The organism is Paenibacillus sp. GL_099_B, assembly GCF_057835695.1.
Window position 1 is genome coordinate 4,973,255 of the sequence record NZ_CM174430.1, and the last position, 15,840, is coordinate 4,989,094.

Annotated in this window: 17 protein-coding genes and 1 other annotated feature (1 of these 18 running past the window's edge); all 17 genes read right to left on the reverse strand. The window is 47.7% G+C overall.

Annotated elements, in window-relative coordinates; translation table 11 throughout:
• Positions 1 to 109, reverse strand: a binding site (T-box leader); it reaches 182 nt to the left of the window's first position.
• Between the two features lie 58 nt (positions 110 to 167).
• Entirely contained in the window at positions 168 to 677 is a 510-nt protein-coding gene (locus tag AC3ITG_RS22630) for a DivIVA domain-containing protein (protein ID WP_063566974.1), read from the reverse strand.
• A 241-nt stretch (positions 678 to 918) separates the two neighbouring features.
• Positions 919 to 1,701, reverse strand: a complete 783-nt coding sequence (locus AC3ITG_RS22635) for a YlmH family RNA-binding protein (protein ID WP_489251425.1) — start codon at positions 1,699 to 1,701, stop codon at positions 919 to 921.
• 16 nt (positions 1,702 to 1,717) lie between these two features.
• Complete coding sequence (locus tag AC3ITG_RS22640) at positions 1,718 to 1,987, reverse strand: YggT family protein (RefSeq protein WP_301290087.1); 270 nt, start codon at positions 1,985 to 1,987, stop codon at positions 1,718 to 1,720.
• A 7-nt stretch (positions 1,988 to 1,994) separates the two neighbouring features.
• On the reverse strand, positions 1,995 to 2,462 hold the full coding sequence (locus AC3ITG_RS22645) for a cell division protein SepF (protein WP_063566976.1): 468 nt from the start codon (positions 2,460 to 2,462) through the stop codon (positions 1,995 to 1,997).
• Positions 2,453 to 3,154, reverse strand: coding sequence for a YggS family pyridoxal phosphate-dependent enzyme (locus AC3ITG_RS22650; RefSeq protein ID WP_072734481.1), 702 nt, complete (start codon positions 3,152 to 3,154; stop codon positions 2,453 to 2,455). Before AC3ITG_RS22650 ends, AC3ITG_RS22645 begins: the two co-directional genes overlap by 10 nt.
• Before the next feature lie 6 nt (positions 3,155 to 3,160).
• The gene (pgeF, locus tag AC3ITG_RS22655; RefSeq protein ID WP_489251426.1) at positions 3,161 to 4,054 is read right to left on the reverse strand and encodes a peptidoglycan editing factor PgeF; all 894 of its coding nucleotides are present in this window, start codon (positions 4,052 to 4,054) and stop codon (positions 3,161 to 3,163) included.
• Between the two features lie 51 nt (positions 4,055 to 4,105).
• On the reverse strand, positions 4,106 to 4,495 hold the full coding sequence (locus AC3ITG_RS22660) for a YlmC/YmxH family sporulation protein (RefSeq protein ID WP_489251427.1): 390 nt from the start codon (positions 4,493 to 4,495) through the stop codon (positions 4,106 to 4,108).
• Positions 4,496 to 4,694: 199 nt separating this feature from the next.
• Positions 4,695 to 5,477: an RNA polymerase sporulation sigma factor SigG gene (gene sigG / locus AC3ITG_RS22665; RefSeq protein WP_024628410.1), complete on the reverse strand. Its 783-nt coding sequence runs from the start codon at positions 5,475 to 5,477 to the stop codon at positions 4,695 to 4,697.
• Positions 5,478 to 5,588: 111 nt separating this feature from the next.
• Positions 5,589 to 6,311 (reverse strand): RNA polymerase sporulation sigma factor SigE, encoded by a 723-nt coding sequence (gene sigE / locus AC3ITG_RS22670; RefSeq protein WP_017687308.1) that lies wholly within the window; start codon positions 6,309 to 6,311, stop codon positions 5,589 to 5,591.
• A gap of 11 nt (positions 6,312 to 6,322) precedes the next feature.
• Positions 6,323 to 7,303, reverse strand: coding sequence for a sigma-E processing peptidase SpoIIGA (spoIIGA, locus tag AC3ITG_RS22675; protein ID WP_489254515.1), 981 nt, complete (start codon positions 7,301 to 7,303; stop codon positions 6,323 to 6,325).
• A gap of 254 nt (positions 7,304 to 7,557) precedes the next feature.
• Positions 7,558 to 8,670, reverse strand: a complete 1,113-nt coding sequence (gene ftsZ, locus AC3ITG_RS22680) for a cell division protein FtsZ (RefSeq protein WP_064636455.1) — start codon at positions 8,668 to 8,670, stop codon at positions 7,558 to 7,560.
• 150 nt (positions 8,671 to 8,820) lie between these two features.
• The gene (gene ftsA / locus AC3ITG_RS22685; RefSeq protein WP_063566981.1) at positions 8,821 to 10,104 is read right to left on the reverse strand and encodes a cell division protein FtsA; all 1,284 of its coding nucleotides are present in this window, start codon (positions 10,102 to 10,104) and stop codon (positions 8,821 to 8,823) included.
• A gap of 293 nt (positions 10,105 to 10,397) precedes the next feature.
• On the reverse strand, positions 10,398 to 11,165 hold the full coding sequence (locus AC3ITG_RS22690) for a cell division protein FtsQ/DivIB (protein ID WP_413372638.1): 768 nt from the start codon (positions 11,163 to 11,165) through the stop codon (positions 10,398 to 10,400).
• Positions 11,166 to 11,223: 58 nt separating this feature from the next.
• A complete protein-coding gene (murA, locus tag AC3ITG_RS22695; RefSeq protein ID WP_413372639.1) occupies positions 11,224 to 12,507 on the reverse strand; it encodes a UDP-N-acetylglucosamine 1-carboxyvinyltransferase in 1,284 nt (427 codons plus the stop codon).
• Between the two features lie 17 nt (positions 12,508 to 12,524).
• Complete coding sequence (murB, locus tag AC3ITG_RS22700; protein ID WP_489251428.1) at positions 12,525 to 13,430, reverse strand: UDP-N-acetylmuramate dehydrogenase; 906 nt, start codon at positions 13,428 to 13,430, stop codon at positions 12,525 to 12,527.
• A gap of 148 nt (positions 13,431 to 13,578) precedes the next feature.
• Positions 13,579 to 14,688, reverse strand: coding sequence for an undecaprenyldiphospho-muramoylpentapeptide beta-N-acetylglucosaminyltransferase (murG, locus tag AC3ITG_RS22705; protein WP_063566985.1), 1,110 nt, complete (start codon positions 14,686 to 14,688; stop codon positions 13,579 to 13,581).
• A gap of 7 nt (positions 14,689 to 14,695) precedes the next feature.
• Positions 14,696 to 15,793 (reverse strand): stage V sporulation protein E, encoded by a 1,098-nt coding sequence (gene spoVE / locus AC3ITG_RS22710; RefSeq protein ID WP_413372640.1) that lies wholly within the window; start codon positions 15,791 to 15,793, stop codon positions 14,696 to 14,698.
• Positions 15,794 to 15,840 lie beyond the last annotated feature (47 nt).

Genomic DNA, 15,840 nt, shown 5'->3' on the forward strand with positions numbered 1-15,840 from the left:
GTCACTTCTCCGGGGAGATATTCGGCTATAACTCATCCATTGGCTTGCACCAAACGCCAACTCTCTGAGGGATGAGATCATAACGTACTGAACCCGTCATGGAATCACTATTCATTATGAATATAGTTATAGCCTCTTTACAGGCAAAAGTCAACCAGGCGGATAGACTAATAAATTTCCTTCATTTCCCGCTCACGGTCACGGACTTCCTGCTCCCGGCTCTCCAGCGCTTCCCAACCATCCTGAGTCAACAGTTCAAGCTGTGCTTCCACAAGTGTACGGAAACGGGCACGATAGATAGACGCCTGCTTTTTCAGCTCTTCGACTTCCAAAGCAATTTTGCGTGATTTTGACAAAGATTCGTTTACGATCCGGTCCGCATTTTTCTCGGCTTCCTTCACGATCAACTGTGCTTCTTTTTTCGCATTGTTCTTCACATCATCCGCAGCTTCCTGCGCAATGATGATCGTTTTACTCAGCGTCTCTTCAATCGTTGCAAAATGATCAAGCTTCTCCTGAACGGACAGCAACTGATTGCTCAGCTCTTTGTTTTCGCGAATGACGCCTTCGTAATCTTTGATGACTTGATCCAGGAATTCATTGACCTCATCCTCGTCATACCCGCGCAAGCGTCGGGAAAATTCCTTGTTGTGTATGTCCAGCGGCGTTAATGGCATGCTGTCCACCTCCTGTAAAAGTTCCTTCCCGGACTGAGAAGGTTTGCAGCATATGGGTTCCACCCAAGGGGCCGTATATGTGATGCCCAATCCTGGCACGAATACGGAATGCAGGATCAGACTCTGATCCTTTGGCGGTCATATCAACCTTTGCACTTTAATGTATATCGGAAACACCGAGTGTTTTTTGCACCTTTACCTTAAACATTTCGACAAGAAAGCGGGTTTTCCTGCAACCCACTTAGGCAAATTTGCCGATTTTTACGCGGCAGCGTCCCTTTTTGGTCATACCATCCTGTTCCATCACCTTGAATCGACCAAATCCTTGAATGGAGACTACATCCCCCGCCTTCAGCGCTTTGGATGGATCTTCCTCCACTTTCCAATTCACACGACAGCGGCCAGCCTTGATCGGAACCAGAACTTTACTGCGACTAAGCCGGTACACATCTGCACAGATGCCATCCAAACGCAGGGAAGCCACGGTAATGTCCATCGTCTCCAGTTTGCTCTCGGACCATTTCAGCTGATCCAGTGCCAACAACTCCGTAAACACATGTACCCGGTGCACCTGATTCAGTTGAAGCGATAAAAAAGCGCCGGTTTCCGACGCCACCACAGTATGGCACCCGTCCTCCAGCACTTGAATATCACCGATCTTGCCACGTTTCATGCCAAGCCCGAGCAGGGCACCCATATAGTCCCCATGCTCCAGCTCTTTGATTTTCTGATCGTCAGACGTAATGCTCATGACCTGCATACTCATATCTTCATCGTCCAGATACCGATAATCCGGTGCAATCAGCGCACGCTTACGTTCAGCTGTTTCATAACCACCATCCAGACGAATCTGTACATCATCTCGACGGTTCACAAGCGTTTGTAAAATAAAGGCCTGTCTGGGATCAAGAAAGTCAGTTAGCTTCAAGTCATGATACTTACCTGCGCGTTCAACCCAGTCTGAGGCTTTATCCACAAAATCCCGCTCGTCATGACTAAAATGCTCGTAAATTTCACCGCTCATCTATGTTCACCCTACCTTAATATACAAAGTATCGGAGGATGGAGATCAGCCCATTAAGCGCGAGTTGAAGAACGATCAACGCCACAATCGGTGAAATATCCAACACACCGAACAAAGGCGGAATAAATCGGCGGAAAGGTCTTAAATATGGTTCCACAAACTTACCTAGCCATTCACCGATGAAGCTCTCCCGTGCGTTGGGAAGCCATGACATCAATATGTAGACAATGACCATGTAAAAGTAAATCTGGTATAACGTGTACAACACGCTTTCAATCTGATACAAAAGTGGCTCACCTCATTCTGTTATAATCTTGCTCGCTGTCAGCCAGTATTTCCGTAATTGAACCCTGGATTTCAACCGTATCTGGCGTACAGAGAAAAATGTTGCCGCCAATTTTTGAAATACCGCCGCCCAGTGCATACACTGTGCCACTCAAGAAATCAATGACGCGCAGAGCCTGATCCTGACGCACCCGCTGCAGGTTAACTACAACTGTACGATGGGAGCGCAGATGGTCAGCAATCTCCTGTGCTTCGTCATAAGAACGCGGTTCATAAAGGACGACTTTAACATTTTTCTGGGAATGAATGCTCACCACATTATTACCCCTTTGGTTTCTACGTTTATCGAGACTTGAGGTTTCAGCTTCCTGTTGATCAGGATCATGTTCCTCTTGTGCCGCCATACGTTCACGTTCCACAATCTCTTCCTCTTCCTGAAGCCCGAGGAAATTCATAAACTTATTCATTACGCCCATTGCGAACCCTCCTCTTTTCCTACGAGAATCGATCCAAGCCGAACCCAGGTTGCCCCTTCTTCAATCGCCACTTCAAAATCATTGGACATGCCCATCGACAACTCGGTCAATGGCTCCGCTGTCAAAGCTTGTCCATTCAAATGGTCTCTAAGCTCACGCAGTCCGCGGAATACGGGACGTGTAAGCTCCGGATCTTCCTCATGGGGTGCCATGGTCATCAGGCCGATGACCTTCAGGTTGTTGAACGAACTGATTTCACGCAAAAAGGAACTCGCCTGTTCAGGCTGCAAGCCATACTTGCTTTCTTCACCCGAAATATTCACCTGCAATAGTGTTTCCACCTGGATGCCAAGAGACGCCGCCTTTTTATCCAACTCCTTGGCCAGGGACAAACGATCCAGTGAATGTATGTAACGGAATTTACCGATGACGTCCTTCACCTTATTCGTCTGTAAATGACCGATAAAATGCCAGGTTCCCTGCTGACCGAATGCTTCCCATTTCGCTTGTGCATCCTGCCAGCGGTTTTCGCCAATATGCTCAAGACCGTGGTCCAACACAGCTCCCGTTGTTTCAAGTGAGACATATTTCGTGACAGCAATCACATTCACATCTTCACGTTGACGGCCACTGCGCTGACACGCGGCTTCGATCTTCTGATTTACCAGTTGTATACGCTCCTCCAATGACACAGAGGGTCACCTCTCTTCCAGCCCAATCCAGCTCGCCATTCTCCCGGTAATGCCATTTTCTTTACGATACGAGAAAAATAGCTCGGGATTGCAGCTTGTACACCAAGTTGTACATTCGATATGATCCGGCAATATTCCTGCTTTCATCATAATGTGTCGATTGCATTCTTTCAAGTTTAACATCGTTTTGCCATTTTCGGCAGGCCGATATACTTGATTAGATGCAGAGTTCTTGTATTCATCATTACCCGAGGAGTGGTCAAGCCAAACCCGTACATGCTGCATAACCGCTTCATCCACTTCATAACAGCAATCCCCAATGGAGGGACCTATTGCAGCATGGATATCCTGTCTGCGACTTCCGTATTCCTGCTCCATCTTCTCGACCATTGACTCGGCTATACCGGCAACTGTACCTTTCCATCCGGCATGAGCAAGCCCCACCGCTTGTTGTACGGGGTCATAGAAATAAAGGGGTACACAATCTGCATAAAAGGAAGTCAGCAGCACACCAGGCACATTGGTGACCAACCCATCCGTATCCTGTAATGCAGACTGTCGATCCAGCAAACCTTTACCCCGCTCTTCAGCCGTGATTACAGCAACATGTTTATCATGTACCTGTTCTCCACAAGTCCAGGATTCCAAAGGAAAACCCAGCTTTTCAGCCACAAGTTTGCGATTATTCAGCACGTCAGCCGGATCATCACCCACATGATAGGCACAGTTGAGACTGGCATACGGTGTGCTTCCGACACCACCCTGCCTTGTCGTAAAACCGGCTTTCATATGCTTAAACTGCAATTTCCACGGCTCCACATATAGTAACAACGGGTCAGGACCCCAATTTGAGTTCTGGCTTCCCGACCGTATTTCCTTATCCAAAATAAACGGTTCCATCTTCTCACCTCACAACTTCCAGTGTACCAAATGAACCCCGTTCTGTCTCGGTTATATCGTTCGGCGCTGGTTCCGATCCAACCGTTCAATACGTTCCACCCGGTCCATCCGGCCGTTCTGCTCGTCATACAAGCGGGCTTCACGGTCGCGCTCATCGTAGTTATTTTCCTTAATTTCATCCATTTTAACCAAAATCACATCCGAACCGATCTTCACAATGTTTCTCCAGGGGATGATTAGATCCGTTCCCCCGCCGAATAGCCCCATAAAACGACTGTAACCTGGCACAACAATCGCTTCAATTCGTCCCTGCTTCAGATCCAGCTCCAAATCGCTAATCTGACCCAGACGTTTGCCATCCGTAATGTTAATAACATCTTTGGTTTGAAAATCCGAAATTTTCATCCCGCTACCCACCGGTTCACCTGTGTTCACTTTCATTTGGTCCCGCCCCCCGATTAATCCGCTTCTGCCCGTTCTCCGCTTCTATACAATATATGTTTCATACGCGAAAAATGTCCTCTTTTTCGAGGAAAGGCAATGGAACAATTCCAAATCCCTCTGATGTCGAAATCCAAAAAGCAAAAAGACGATCAAAGGAATATTTCATCCCTTTGATCGCCTTCTGGCTTACCCCTTGTTACGACTTCACATGTTTTTGCATTTGTTGTATCGCTGATTTCTCCAGACGGGATACCTGCGCCTGGGAAATGCCAATTTCATCAGCCACTTCCATCTGGGTTTTCCCTTCGAAAAACCGCATCGACAGAATCATTTTCTCCCTTTGACCGAGACGGTGCATCGCTTCACGCAGTGCAATTTCCTCAATCCAGGACACATCCTTGTTTTTGTCATCGCTGATCTGATCCATCACATAGATCGGATCTCCACCATCATGATAGATCGGTTCGAAGAGCGAAACCGGGTCCTGAATGGCATCCAATGCAAAAACCACATCTTCCTTCGGCACATTCAGTACCTCAGAAATTTCGAATATCGTCGGTTCACGGGAATTTTTATTCGTCAGGCTGTCACGCACCTGAAGTGCTTTATAAGCAATGTCCCGCAAGGAGCGAGATACCCGAATTGGGTTATTATCGCGCAGGTATCGACGGATTTCACCGATAATCATCGGCACCGCGTAGGTTGAAAATTTGACATTCTGGGATAAATCAAAATTATCAATGGCTTTCATCAGGCCAATACAACCAACCTGGAACAGATCATCGACAAACTCTCCCCGATTGTTAAAGCGCTGAATGACACTGAGCACAAGACGCAGGTTGCCATTCACTAATTTCTCCCTTGCTGAGCGATCATGGTGTTGCTGAAGGGAATGAAACAATTCCCGCATTTCTGTGTTGGTGAGGACAGGCAATTTTGCGGTGTCCACGCCACAAATCTCGACTTTGTTTCGGGTCATCGTGATTTACCTCCCAAGGAGAAACATTAATGTACATTATCTCCGGGGCAGGCTTTTTTATTCGCACTTGGCATCCTTCCCATTAATACCCATTATGAAAAATGCTCCTGTTCAGACCATCTTGTTGAACTCCTTGCGGAGTCTTTTAATGATTCTTTTTTCGAGACGAGAGATATAGGATTGGGAGATTCCAAGCAGATCGGCGACATCTTTTTGTGTCTTTTCCTCACCATCCGTCAAGCCAAAGCGAAGCTCCATAATCATTCGCTCTCGCTCGGTTAATTTTTCCAATGCTTTATGCAAAAGCTTCCGGTCTACCTGTTCTTCGATATTCCGATAGATTGTATCGTTCTCTGTACCGAGTACATCGGATAATAGTAGTTCATTTCCATCCCAATCAATATTGAGTGGTTCATCAAAAGAAACTTCTGTACGAATTTTACTGTTGCGTCTCAGGTACATCAATATTTCATTTTCGATACAACGGGAAGCATAGGTTGCCAGCTTAATTTTCTTTTCCGGGTCAAACGTATTAACGGCTTTAATCAAACCGATTGCACCGATGGAGACCAGGTCCTCGATATTGATACCTGTATTTTCGAATTTACGTGCGATGTATACCACCAGTCGCAGGTTCCGTTCAATCAGCATGGCACGGATCGCCGAATCCCCTGAAGACAACTTTTGCAACAAAAATTCTTCTTCTTCACGTGTTAATGGGGGCGGTAGCGCCTCACTGCCTCCGATATAATAAATCTCTTCACTTTTCAAACCAAGCAGAAATAATAAACGATAGTACTGTAGCTGCGCCACCAGTTTCCATTTTACAAGCATGTACGTTCCTCCTATACCACATTCAGCGGCTTTTCTGTTGCTCCCGCAGAGATAGCCGTAGACTGCGCAGAAGCAGCGTCTTGCACAAGCTCAGGGTGAATCACGGCCTGGTATTTTCCATCGGATGACAGTACGCCCCCGTCCAACCCTATTAATACCTTTGTCGTCTCATAACACATCTCATCCATCGTTACCTTCACCCGGTCTGGCTTCATCGCAAGCATAAACGCAGTTCCTTTGTTAATGCCTCGATAGGGTACAAGCCTTAAACGATCCTGCCAGTGGAAATCCACCTGATCGAGCTCCATGATAAGGTTGTCCGGCGCCTCATCCTTCAACCTGCCCTTCCATGCAGCAGGCAGCATGTCTTGCCATAACGACACCTCCATTACCATGACGGGCATACGTGAAAGGGGGTCTGTGAGTTGATTTCCTGTATCCAGAAGGCCTGTACAAGAAATAGTCACATCATCAATAAAAACCTCCACTTTACCCAAGTACGTTGTCATTCGGGCTGTTTTTCGTTTTGAGCTCTGCACGGCTTTGAATAGAAAAAGCACGGCAAAAAAGACGACAAACGTGAACCAGAAGGCAATTTTCAAATCAAAAGACATTCCACCTGATGCCGTAAACCAAATGCCGTTGAACAATTCCCCAGAGCTTTGCAGCATGTAGTGCACACCCAGAATTCCCCCTGCGGCGACAAAATTGATTACATAGAAGGTACCCAAGGTCCTCATAAATGCCTGAAGACCCTTAAACCCAAATGCAATACTCAGCATCACCAGAGACAATCCAAACTTGATCAAAAAGGTGAACATAAAATCAAACTCCGGTACAAACATCATGACCACGTACAGCGCACCCACGATCGCGGACAGCAACCATCTCCACCAGACCAGCTTCGTTTTGCGCATCCAGGCCGTCAGTCCGATGAGTGCACCGTCAATACACAGGTTCGTCAAAAAAATAAGATCCACATATACAACCACATTCTTCACCTGCCTGCGCGCAACATATCGAAATAACGTTATCCCGATATTCATGAGCATATTCACAAGTATAAGGAGCTCACTTTTCAAAGTCTGTCTAATCATGGGGGGATCGTTCCAACTTTTTTTGTCGGAATTGCTCAGACCCGTTGTTCAGAATTTGTTCAATACGATGTGATAGGATAATAAAAAAACAAAAAGACCCGGTTACTCCCATCAGGAGTACCGGGTCTTCATTGAAATCTATTGGAGTATTAATCGTTGTTATTATTGCGTGAACGATTGCGCAAAAATGTCGGAATATCCAGCTGATCATTGCTCGGCTGATTTCCGAACGGACGCAGGTTCGGAGAACGGTTATCCGCAGGCTCACTTGCTGGAGCAGGTTTACGTCCTGGTGGGGGTGGAGCAGGTTTATCTTCAAAGCCGGTTGCAATGACCGTCACTTTGATCTCCTCCTTCAAATCCTCATCAATGATGGCACCAAAGATCATGTTCACTTCCGGATCGGAAGCGGATGTAACGATCTCCGCTGCTTCATTGACTTCATACAGGGACAGGTTAATGCCACCCGTAATGTTCATGATAACCCCACGTGCACCTTCGATGGATGTTTCAAGCAAAGGACTCATGATGGCTTTGCGTGCCGCTTCTGCTGCACGGTTCTCGCCAGTCGATTCACCGATACCCATCAGCGCAGATCCACGCTCGTGCATAATCGTTTTGACGTCTGCAAAGTCAAGGTTGATCAGACCCGGTACTGCAATCAGATCGGAGATACCTTGTACCGCTTGACGAAGCACGTTATCCGCTTGGCGGAATGCTTCCAGCATCGGTGTCTTTTTGTCAACAATCTCAAGCAAACGGTCATTCGGGATCACAATCAGTGTATCCACTTTTTCCTTGAGTGCTTCGATCCCTTGTTCTGCATGGCTGGAACGCTTGCGCCCTTCAAACGTGAACGGGCGTGTTACAACACCCACGGTAAGTGCGCCGCACTCTTTGGCGATTTCGGCAATAACCGGAGCCGCACCTGTACCTGTACCGCCGCCCATACCCGCTGTAACAAATACCATGTCTGCACCTTTCAAGGTGTTCATGATCAAATCGCGGGATTCTTCCGCTGCTTTTTTACCTACATCCGGGTTGGCGCCAGCGCCAAGACCACGGGTTAATTTATCACCGATTTGCAATTTATGCTCGGATTTCGCGAGGTGCAACGCCTGAGCGTCCGTATTTACCGTAATAAATTCTACACCTTGTACACCGTTTTCGATCATACGGTTGACTGCATTGCTTCCGCCGCCGCCTACACCGATGACTTTAATTTGAGCCAAGCTCTCCATCTCGAAATCAAATTCCAACATATTATTCCATCTCCCCCTCAATGTGCATGGATGGCCCGTCCAATTTTTGATTGAACCGAATCAATTTCATATATCGACGAACGAAAGCGTTTATTTTAGAACCAGCGCATTCAAACGGCTTCAAGAATTGTATGAAATGGATTCAACCTGTTATATAAATTCGCTGAACATATTTTTCAGCCGTTCGAACAGACCTGGTTTTTGCTCCGATTCCTGGGCCGCATTCGGCTTAGGACGGTTGGTCGGTTTTTTGTTGTTATTATTGTTGTTGTTGTTTCCACCGCCGTTGTTGATCGAGGGACGAATACGCAAACTGCGGATTACACTGTGCAAAATGCCGACTCCGCTCGTGAAGCCAGGGTCACGCACACCGATATAATCCGGCACCGCAACTCGTACCGAAGCAGCAAGCTCATGCTGAGCTACCTGCAGAACACCCGGCATAGAGACCGTACCTCCCGTTAGTATATAACCTCCAGGAAGATCATTGTAACCAAGACGCTTCACTTCTTGAGAAATCATCTGGAATATTTCTTGAACCCTCGGTTCGATAATAGCCGCCAGATCCTCTTGAGAGAATTCCTTGTCTACGTTGCTGCCGATCCGTGTTACTTTGAACATGACATCCGCAGCAGCATCATCCAGCCATGCGCAGCCATATTTCAGTTTCACCTTTTCGGCTTGATCTGTTAATGTACGCAGACCATAGGCAATGTCATTAGTTACAAACTCCCCGCCGATAGGCAGCGTTGAAGTTGCGACGAGACTGTCTTCTTCAAAGATGGCAATGGTTGTAGCCCCTGCTCCGATATCAACAAGCACGGAACCCATCGTTTTTTCATCCTTGGACAATGCCAGCTGACCTGCTCCAAGTGACATGAGTACCAAATCACTTACTTTCAGACCCGCTTTTTCCACGCAGCGCAAAAGATTATGTATCGCGGTTTTTGCACCCGTAATGATGGTCGCCTCTACTTCCAGACGAACACCAATCATACCACGGGGGTCCTGTATGCCCTCCAAGCCATCTACAACATACTGCTTGGCTACAACATCAATAATTTCCCGTTCCGGTGGAACCGCAATCACTTCGGCTGCTTTCAACACCCGCTCCATGTCTTCTTCTCCGATTTCACGATCCTCGTTAGACACTGCCACGACGCCGTGACTGCTCATCAGTCCGATATGATTTCCCGAGATTCCAACATATACTTCGGATATTTGAATACCTACCATACGTTCTGCATGATCCACTGCATTACGGATCGATTGCACCGTTTGATCGATATCTACGATTACACCTTTGCGAATTCCCTCCGAGTCGGCAGATCCAACTCCAATAATATTAAAGGTTCCATTATTCATTTCCCCAATAATAGCGCGAATTTTGGATGTACCGATGTCCAAACTAACAATGATGTCATTGTTGCTCAAGTCTGTGGCACCTCCTGACTCCAAATAGTAAAATACGTTCGGGTTTAAACACTCTTAAAATATATTCAACACACTTTAGGCTTTCCCTCTTTTTTCTACAATTTTTTTGGGTGCCAAGATCTGGTTGCGAGACATAAAACCTTGAAGAAAAAAGAAGGAGGCAACTCAAGTGCCATAAGTTCAAGTGTATCATTTTTTCTTCGTCTCAGAAAGAACAACTTTCAGTGGATAAAAGGGGCTAAACCCCGATCCCGCCTGGTTTTGATTACTTCTCAACCGAATAAAGGTGGAAATCAGGGAGTTGCTCCTGGTTCAGCATCTTCTTCCGGGTTATCCGGAATGAAAGGCACGTACGTATCAGCCTCCAGCATGGTGATTTTCCCTGGCCGTTCCGTCTCAATGACCTGGTTGAGATACTCTACCTTATTGGACAATAGAGAAACGGTTGTAATCACTTCAAACTGTGACTTGGTATACATCCGAATCTGATCCGGGAATGAAGGTGTAGGATTCGGAATAATCTCTGAAATATCCGTCGTTAATTCATTCGGGATCTTGGCCAACGTTTCACTCAGCTTGGCCTTGAGCGGATCATCCGCCTTCCACTGGGTCAAAATCGGTTTCTCTACGGCAACTCCAATGGTGGCAGGAACCGTTAAGCTTGTCCCGCTTGCCAGTATGGCTTTTAGCGTACCGTCAGAACCAAGTTCATACGCAACCGTTGGATATTCCTGCACCTTGATAAGAATAGTCCCGGGGAATTGTTTATCCACAGTTACGGTTGATATAGCCTTGATCGTTTTCAGTCGCTCAATCACATCAGCAGAGGTTGTCCCAAAAAACTGTTCGCCCTCCTTCAGACCGCTTTTCTCCAGCAGTTCCGAAGTTGTTGTGTATACATTACCCGTAATCTCAATTGCCGAAATCCGACTCATCGAAGAACGAAAAAAAAGTACAGCAAGTAATACAATAAAAAGAAGTAAAAGAATAAAAACAATTTTACGGCTTGTGTTTCGTTTAGGCCGATTCTTCTTCAGAACCGGAATTTGACTTTTAGGCATAGGTCGCGCTCCACAAAGCCTCCGGCCCCCTTCCCTTAAGAAGGGGACTCAAAGGACGTTAATTGGCAAAATCCAGCTGCTTCGAAACGGGGGACTGTCGCTCAACCGAAGCTCCAAGGCTCTGAAAGAGCTTCTCGATACGATCGTACCCTCTATCAATATGATGTACTTGCTCCACAACCGTTTTTCCCTGGGCAGCAAGGCCAGCAATGACTAGTGCTGCACCTGCACGCAGATCGGTTGCTTCCACTGTAGCCCCGTACAAACGGGGAACGCCACGGATAAATGCTGCATTCAGGTCTACCGAAATGTCGGCTCCCATGACATTCAGCTCATCCACATGTTTGAACCGACCCTCGAATACCGTTTCCTTCATCACACTGAAGCCGTCTGCCAGACTGAGCAGCACCATAATTTGCGACTGCAGGTCTGTTGGAAATGAAGGATACGGAGAAGTCACAATGCGGTCAACTGATTTGGGACGGCTCATACAGCTCACCGTCATTATATCATTGCAGACTGTGATTTGAACACCAGTACGCTTCAACACATGTATAAGGGAAGTAAGATGGGCCGGATTGCAGTGTGTAAGCGTTACATTCCCTCTCGTTGCTGCGGCTGCAATCATCACCGTTCCTGCAACGATCCGATCAGGTATAATTTCGTAAGAACAAGGCTTGAGTTTCTCCACACCATTAATGGTAATCGTATCCGTTCCAGCACCGATAATCCGTGCACCCATTGCATTCAGAAAATGTTGCAAATCCTGTATCTCAGGTTCTCTGGCTGCATTAAATATCGTTGTTGTACCCTCAGCCGTAACAGCAGCCATCATAATATTTTCTGTGGCTCCTACACTGGGGAAATCCAGATGAATGTCTGTACCCACCAGCTTGCGCCCGCGGCATATGATCTGCTGATCCAACTCTTCAATCGAAGCTCCGAGCGTCTCAAGGCCCCGAAGGTGAAGATCAATTTTACGTTCCCCAATGGCACAGCCACCTGGCTGGTACACGGATACTTGCCCAAACTTAGCCAGCAATGGTCCCATCAAAAAAATGGAAGAACGCATCTGCTTCATGAGATCCTCAGGCACATCATATGACCGGATGGACGATGTATCTATCGTCACTGTTCCCTGTTCATGCCGACACGTGCATCCAAGTCGTTCCAGGATATACAGCATCACTTCAATGTCCAGCAAGTGTGGAACGTTGTGCAGCGTAACTTCTCCGTCTGCCAACAAACTTGCGGCCATGATCGGTAAAGCGGCATTTTTTGCTCCATGGATGCGTATGGATCCTGAGAGGGGTTTCCCGCCTTCAATCACCAATTTGTCCAATGTATCACCTCCGGGGTTTACCGTTCACCCACTACGAAGACTTCCGGTACCAGGTTAATACCGTTTTGAGATGATATAGTGTTCTGAATCTGCTGCAATAGGGTGATAACGTCCTCTGCTGTTGCTTGGCCTGTATTGACAATGAAATTGGCATGCATGGTGGATACCTGTGCGCCTCCTTGAGTCAAACCCTTTAGCCCCGCTGCTTCAATCAGGCGGGCGGCATGATCACCAGGAGGATTTCGGAACACGCTGCCAGCACACGCCATCTGCAGTGGCTGTGTACGGCGTCTACGGTCTTTATAAGCCGCCATCGATTCCGAAATGACTTTGCGTTCTCCCTGCTGGAGTGCAAATGTAGCCTCCAGCACGATGCCTCTCCGGTCATGCAGAACAGAGTGGCGATAGGCAAATTCCATGTCCTCCTTGCTGTAACGTACCAATTCCCCTGTCTCCAGTACAATCTCAGCGGATTGAAATATCCGTGACACATCCGATCCATGGGCACCAGCATTCATATATACGGCTCCGCCGACTGTTCCGGGGATGCCGCTGCCAAATTCCAAACCGGTCCACTCTTTCTTTGCAGCAACAACACTGAGTTTAACAAAGGAATGTGCCGCTCCGGCAGTTACCCCGCCCTCGTGAAACTCGGCATAATCAAAGCCTTCTCCCGGTTTCACGACAACTCCGCGTATTCCCTTGTCAGACACCAACATGTTTGAACCCCGTCCAAGCTGCATCCATGGGATCTGATGTTTGTGCAGCAATTGGATGAGATTGACCATCTGCTCCTTGTTTTCCGGTATGACCAGCGCATCTGCAGGACCACCGATCTTCCATGTGGTGTATTTGGCTAGCGGCTCGTTTTCAAGAACTTTGCCGACATTGTTCTGGGATAGTAACGATATCCACTGCTGCATATTAACATCCTCCTTTACTTCAAAACCGATGAGCACGGCAATTTTCGTTGCTGCAAGCCGTGTTGCGGCGCCATGGAACGATTGTCACGATTTATAGGGTATCTTATGTCAGTCCCGCCGTGTGTGTGACAATCGCCCAAAACGCACTTTAACGCCCTGCAGCAAGACGCCGAATCTCGCTCACAAGTACCTCGGCTGCATCAGGTTTCCCCAGTTCCCTGGAGGCTTCCGCCATCCTTTTGCGCGCCGCTTCGTCATTCATAATTCCAGCAATCGCTTTATATAGCGCCTGGCCTGTCAGATCCTTCTCCAGCATCGTAAGCGATGCACCGCCACCCTCAAGCGTACGAGCATTCGCCTCCTGATGATTATTCGTCACGTTAGGTGACGGAATCAGAATGGATGGAATACCTAGAGATGTAATCTCGGCAAGGAATGATGCCCCTGCACGATTTACGATTAGCGACGTGCATGCAAGAACCTCAGGCATGTTGTGTACATAAGGCAGCACATGCAGATGATTTGGCATCGTTCCAAGGGAACTCCGGATCGCTTCACGCGTTTCATCAAAATATGAATCACCAGTCACATAGACCACGTGCACATCTTCAAGCTTGGCCAGCATCGGTGCCATATCCACCATGGCTTTATTGATTGCTTTCGCACCACGGCTACCACCAACCACAAGAACAACTCGGCTGTCCATGGGTACACCCAATGTCGCAAATCCACGATCGCGGCTGGCTTGAGCTACCGTTGTAGCCCTTGGATTGCCGGTATACACAACCCTTTTGGCTCCAGAGAATGCTTTCTCCGAACCCTCAAAACTAACAGCTACCGTGTCCACATACCGAGTAAGGAACTTGTTAGTTAACCCGGGAATGGCATTCTGCTCGTGAATAACACTTGGAATACCAAGTTTGGCTGCTGCATAAACGACAGGCCCACACACATAGCCCCCCGTACCGATGACAACATCGGGTTTGAATTCCTTGAGCATTTTCTTGGCTTTGCGTACACCTTGCAGAAATCTCATCACAGTCTTCACGTTGTCAAAGGACAATTTCCGGCGAAAACCTGTAATATCAATCGATTGAAACGGAATATTCTCTTGTGGCACCAGTTTGCTTTCCAGTCCACGGGTACCACCGATATATAAAAATGTCGAGTCGGGATTCTCCGCCTCACATTGCCTTGCTATAGCAACGGCCGGATAGATATGCCCACCGGTACCGCCGCCACTTAGAACGACTCGCATCGTACATTCACCTCGCATAACGGGATAAGTTCAATAAAATGCCTAACGCTGTCAACATCAAAGTCAGAGATGAACCGCCATAACTGATGAGTGGGAGTGTAATCCCCGTAACCGGCATAAGCCCGATCACAACGCCAATGTTGATAATGACCTGCACGGCCACCATACCCACAATGCCTACGCCCAACAGACTGCCAAAAGCATCCGGTACCGTCATCGCTACGCGCATCCCTCTCCACACCAAGACCAGAAACAGCAATAATACAATCATTCCACCAATAAAGCCAAGCTCTTCTGCCAAAATGGAAAAAATAAAATCCGTTTGCGGCTCGGGTACGTAGCTGTATTTTTGTCGACTCATACCCAGCCCCAAGCCCGCAAGTCCTCCCGGGCCGATCGCATATAGAGATTGAATAATCTGATATCCGGCACCAAGTGGATCAGACCACGGGTCCAAAAAAGCCGTTATTCGCTGCAATCTGTAAGGAGCTGCCGCAATCAGTCCGGCAAACCCTGCTATACCGCCGAGGGCAAGCAGTGATAGATGTTTCATCCGTGCTCCTGCTGTGAAAATAATCAGCATCGATGCACCCATCATCACGGTGCCTGTCCCCAAATCGGGCTGAAGCATAATAATGCCAAAGGCCAAACCAATCAAGCCGAGCGGTGGCAGAAGCCCCGTCGTGAACGTTTTGATTTTGCCGGGTTCCTTGCTTAACCAGTGAGCCAGAAACAGGATCATACCCAGTTTCATGAATTCTGAAGGTTGTATGCCGAATGAGCCAATGCCCAACCAGCTTCGTGCCCCTCCCCGAACCACTCCGATGCCAGGAATCAGCACCCCAATCAGCATTATAAAACAGGCAATCAGTATAGGCTTTGCATACTTTCTCCAGACCCGGTAGTCCACATTTGCCGTAACAAACATGGCAGCAAGTCCAAGTCCGGCGAACAGCAGCTGTCTTTTGACAAAGTAAAATGAATCACCATAGTCATGAAAAGCAAGCACCGAGCCCGCACTGTATACCATAATAATGCCGATGGCAAGCAATGCCAGAATACAAATTAGGAGCCAGAAATCCGGCGCCGGTCGCGTCTGTTTCATCAGGAGGCCACCCCTTGCATGGAAGTAGGGGCTTTTCCACCCCCCTA

Bases quoted from the DNA above. Each gene is read 5' to 3' on its own strand.
- AC3ITG_RS22635 (WP_489251425.1), bottom strand. From the start codon at position 1,701: ATGAGCGGTGAAATTTACGAGCATTTTAGTCATGACGAGCGGGATTTT.
- pgeF (WP_489251426.1), bottom strand. From the start codon at position 4,054: ATGGAACCGTTTATTTTGGATAAGGAAATACGGTCGGGAAGCCAGAAC.
- AC3ITG_RS22645 (WP_063566976.1), bottom strand. From the start codon at position 2,462: ATGGGCGTAATGAATAAGTTTATGAATTTCCTCGGGCTTCAGGAAGAG.
- ftsZ (WP_064636455.1), bottom strand. From the start codon at position 8,670: ATGTTGGAATTTGATTTCGAGATGGAGAGCTTGGCTCAAATTAAAGTC.
- sigE (WP_017687308.1), bottom strand. From the start codon at position 6,311: ATGCTTGTAAAATGGAAACTGGTGGCGCAGCTACAGTACTATCGTTTA.
- sigG (WP_024628410.1), bottom strand. From the start codon at position 5,477: ATGACCCGAAACAAAGTCGAGATTTGTGGCGTGGACACCGCAAAATTG.
- AC3ITG_RS22630 (WP_063566974.1), bottom strand. From the start codon at position 677: ATGCCATTAACGCCGCTGGACATACACAACAAGGAATTTTCCCGACGC.
- AC3ITG_RS22660 (WP_489251427.1), bottom strand. From the start codon at position 4,495: ATGAAAGTGAACACAGGTGAACCGGTGGGTAGCGGGATGAAAATTTCG.
- murB (WP_489251428.1), bottom strand. From the start codon at position 13,430: ATGCAGCAGTGGATATCGTTACTATCCCAGAACAATGTCGGCAAAGTT.
- murG (WP_063566985.1), bottom strand. From the start codon at position 14,688: ATGCGAGTCGTTCTAAGTGGCGGCGGTACCGGTGGGCATATCTATCCG.
- spoVE (WP_413372640.1), bottom strand. From the start codon at position 15,793: ATGAAACAGACGCGACCGGCGCCGGATTTCTGGCTCCTAATTTGTATT.
- AC3ITG_RS22690 (WP_413372638.1), bottom strand. From the start codon at position 11,165: ATGCCTAAAAGTCAAATTCCGGTTCTGAAGAAGAATCGGCCTAAACGA.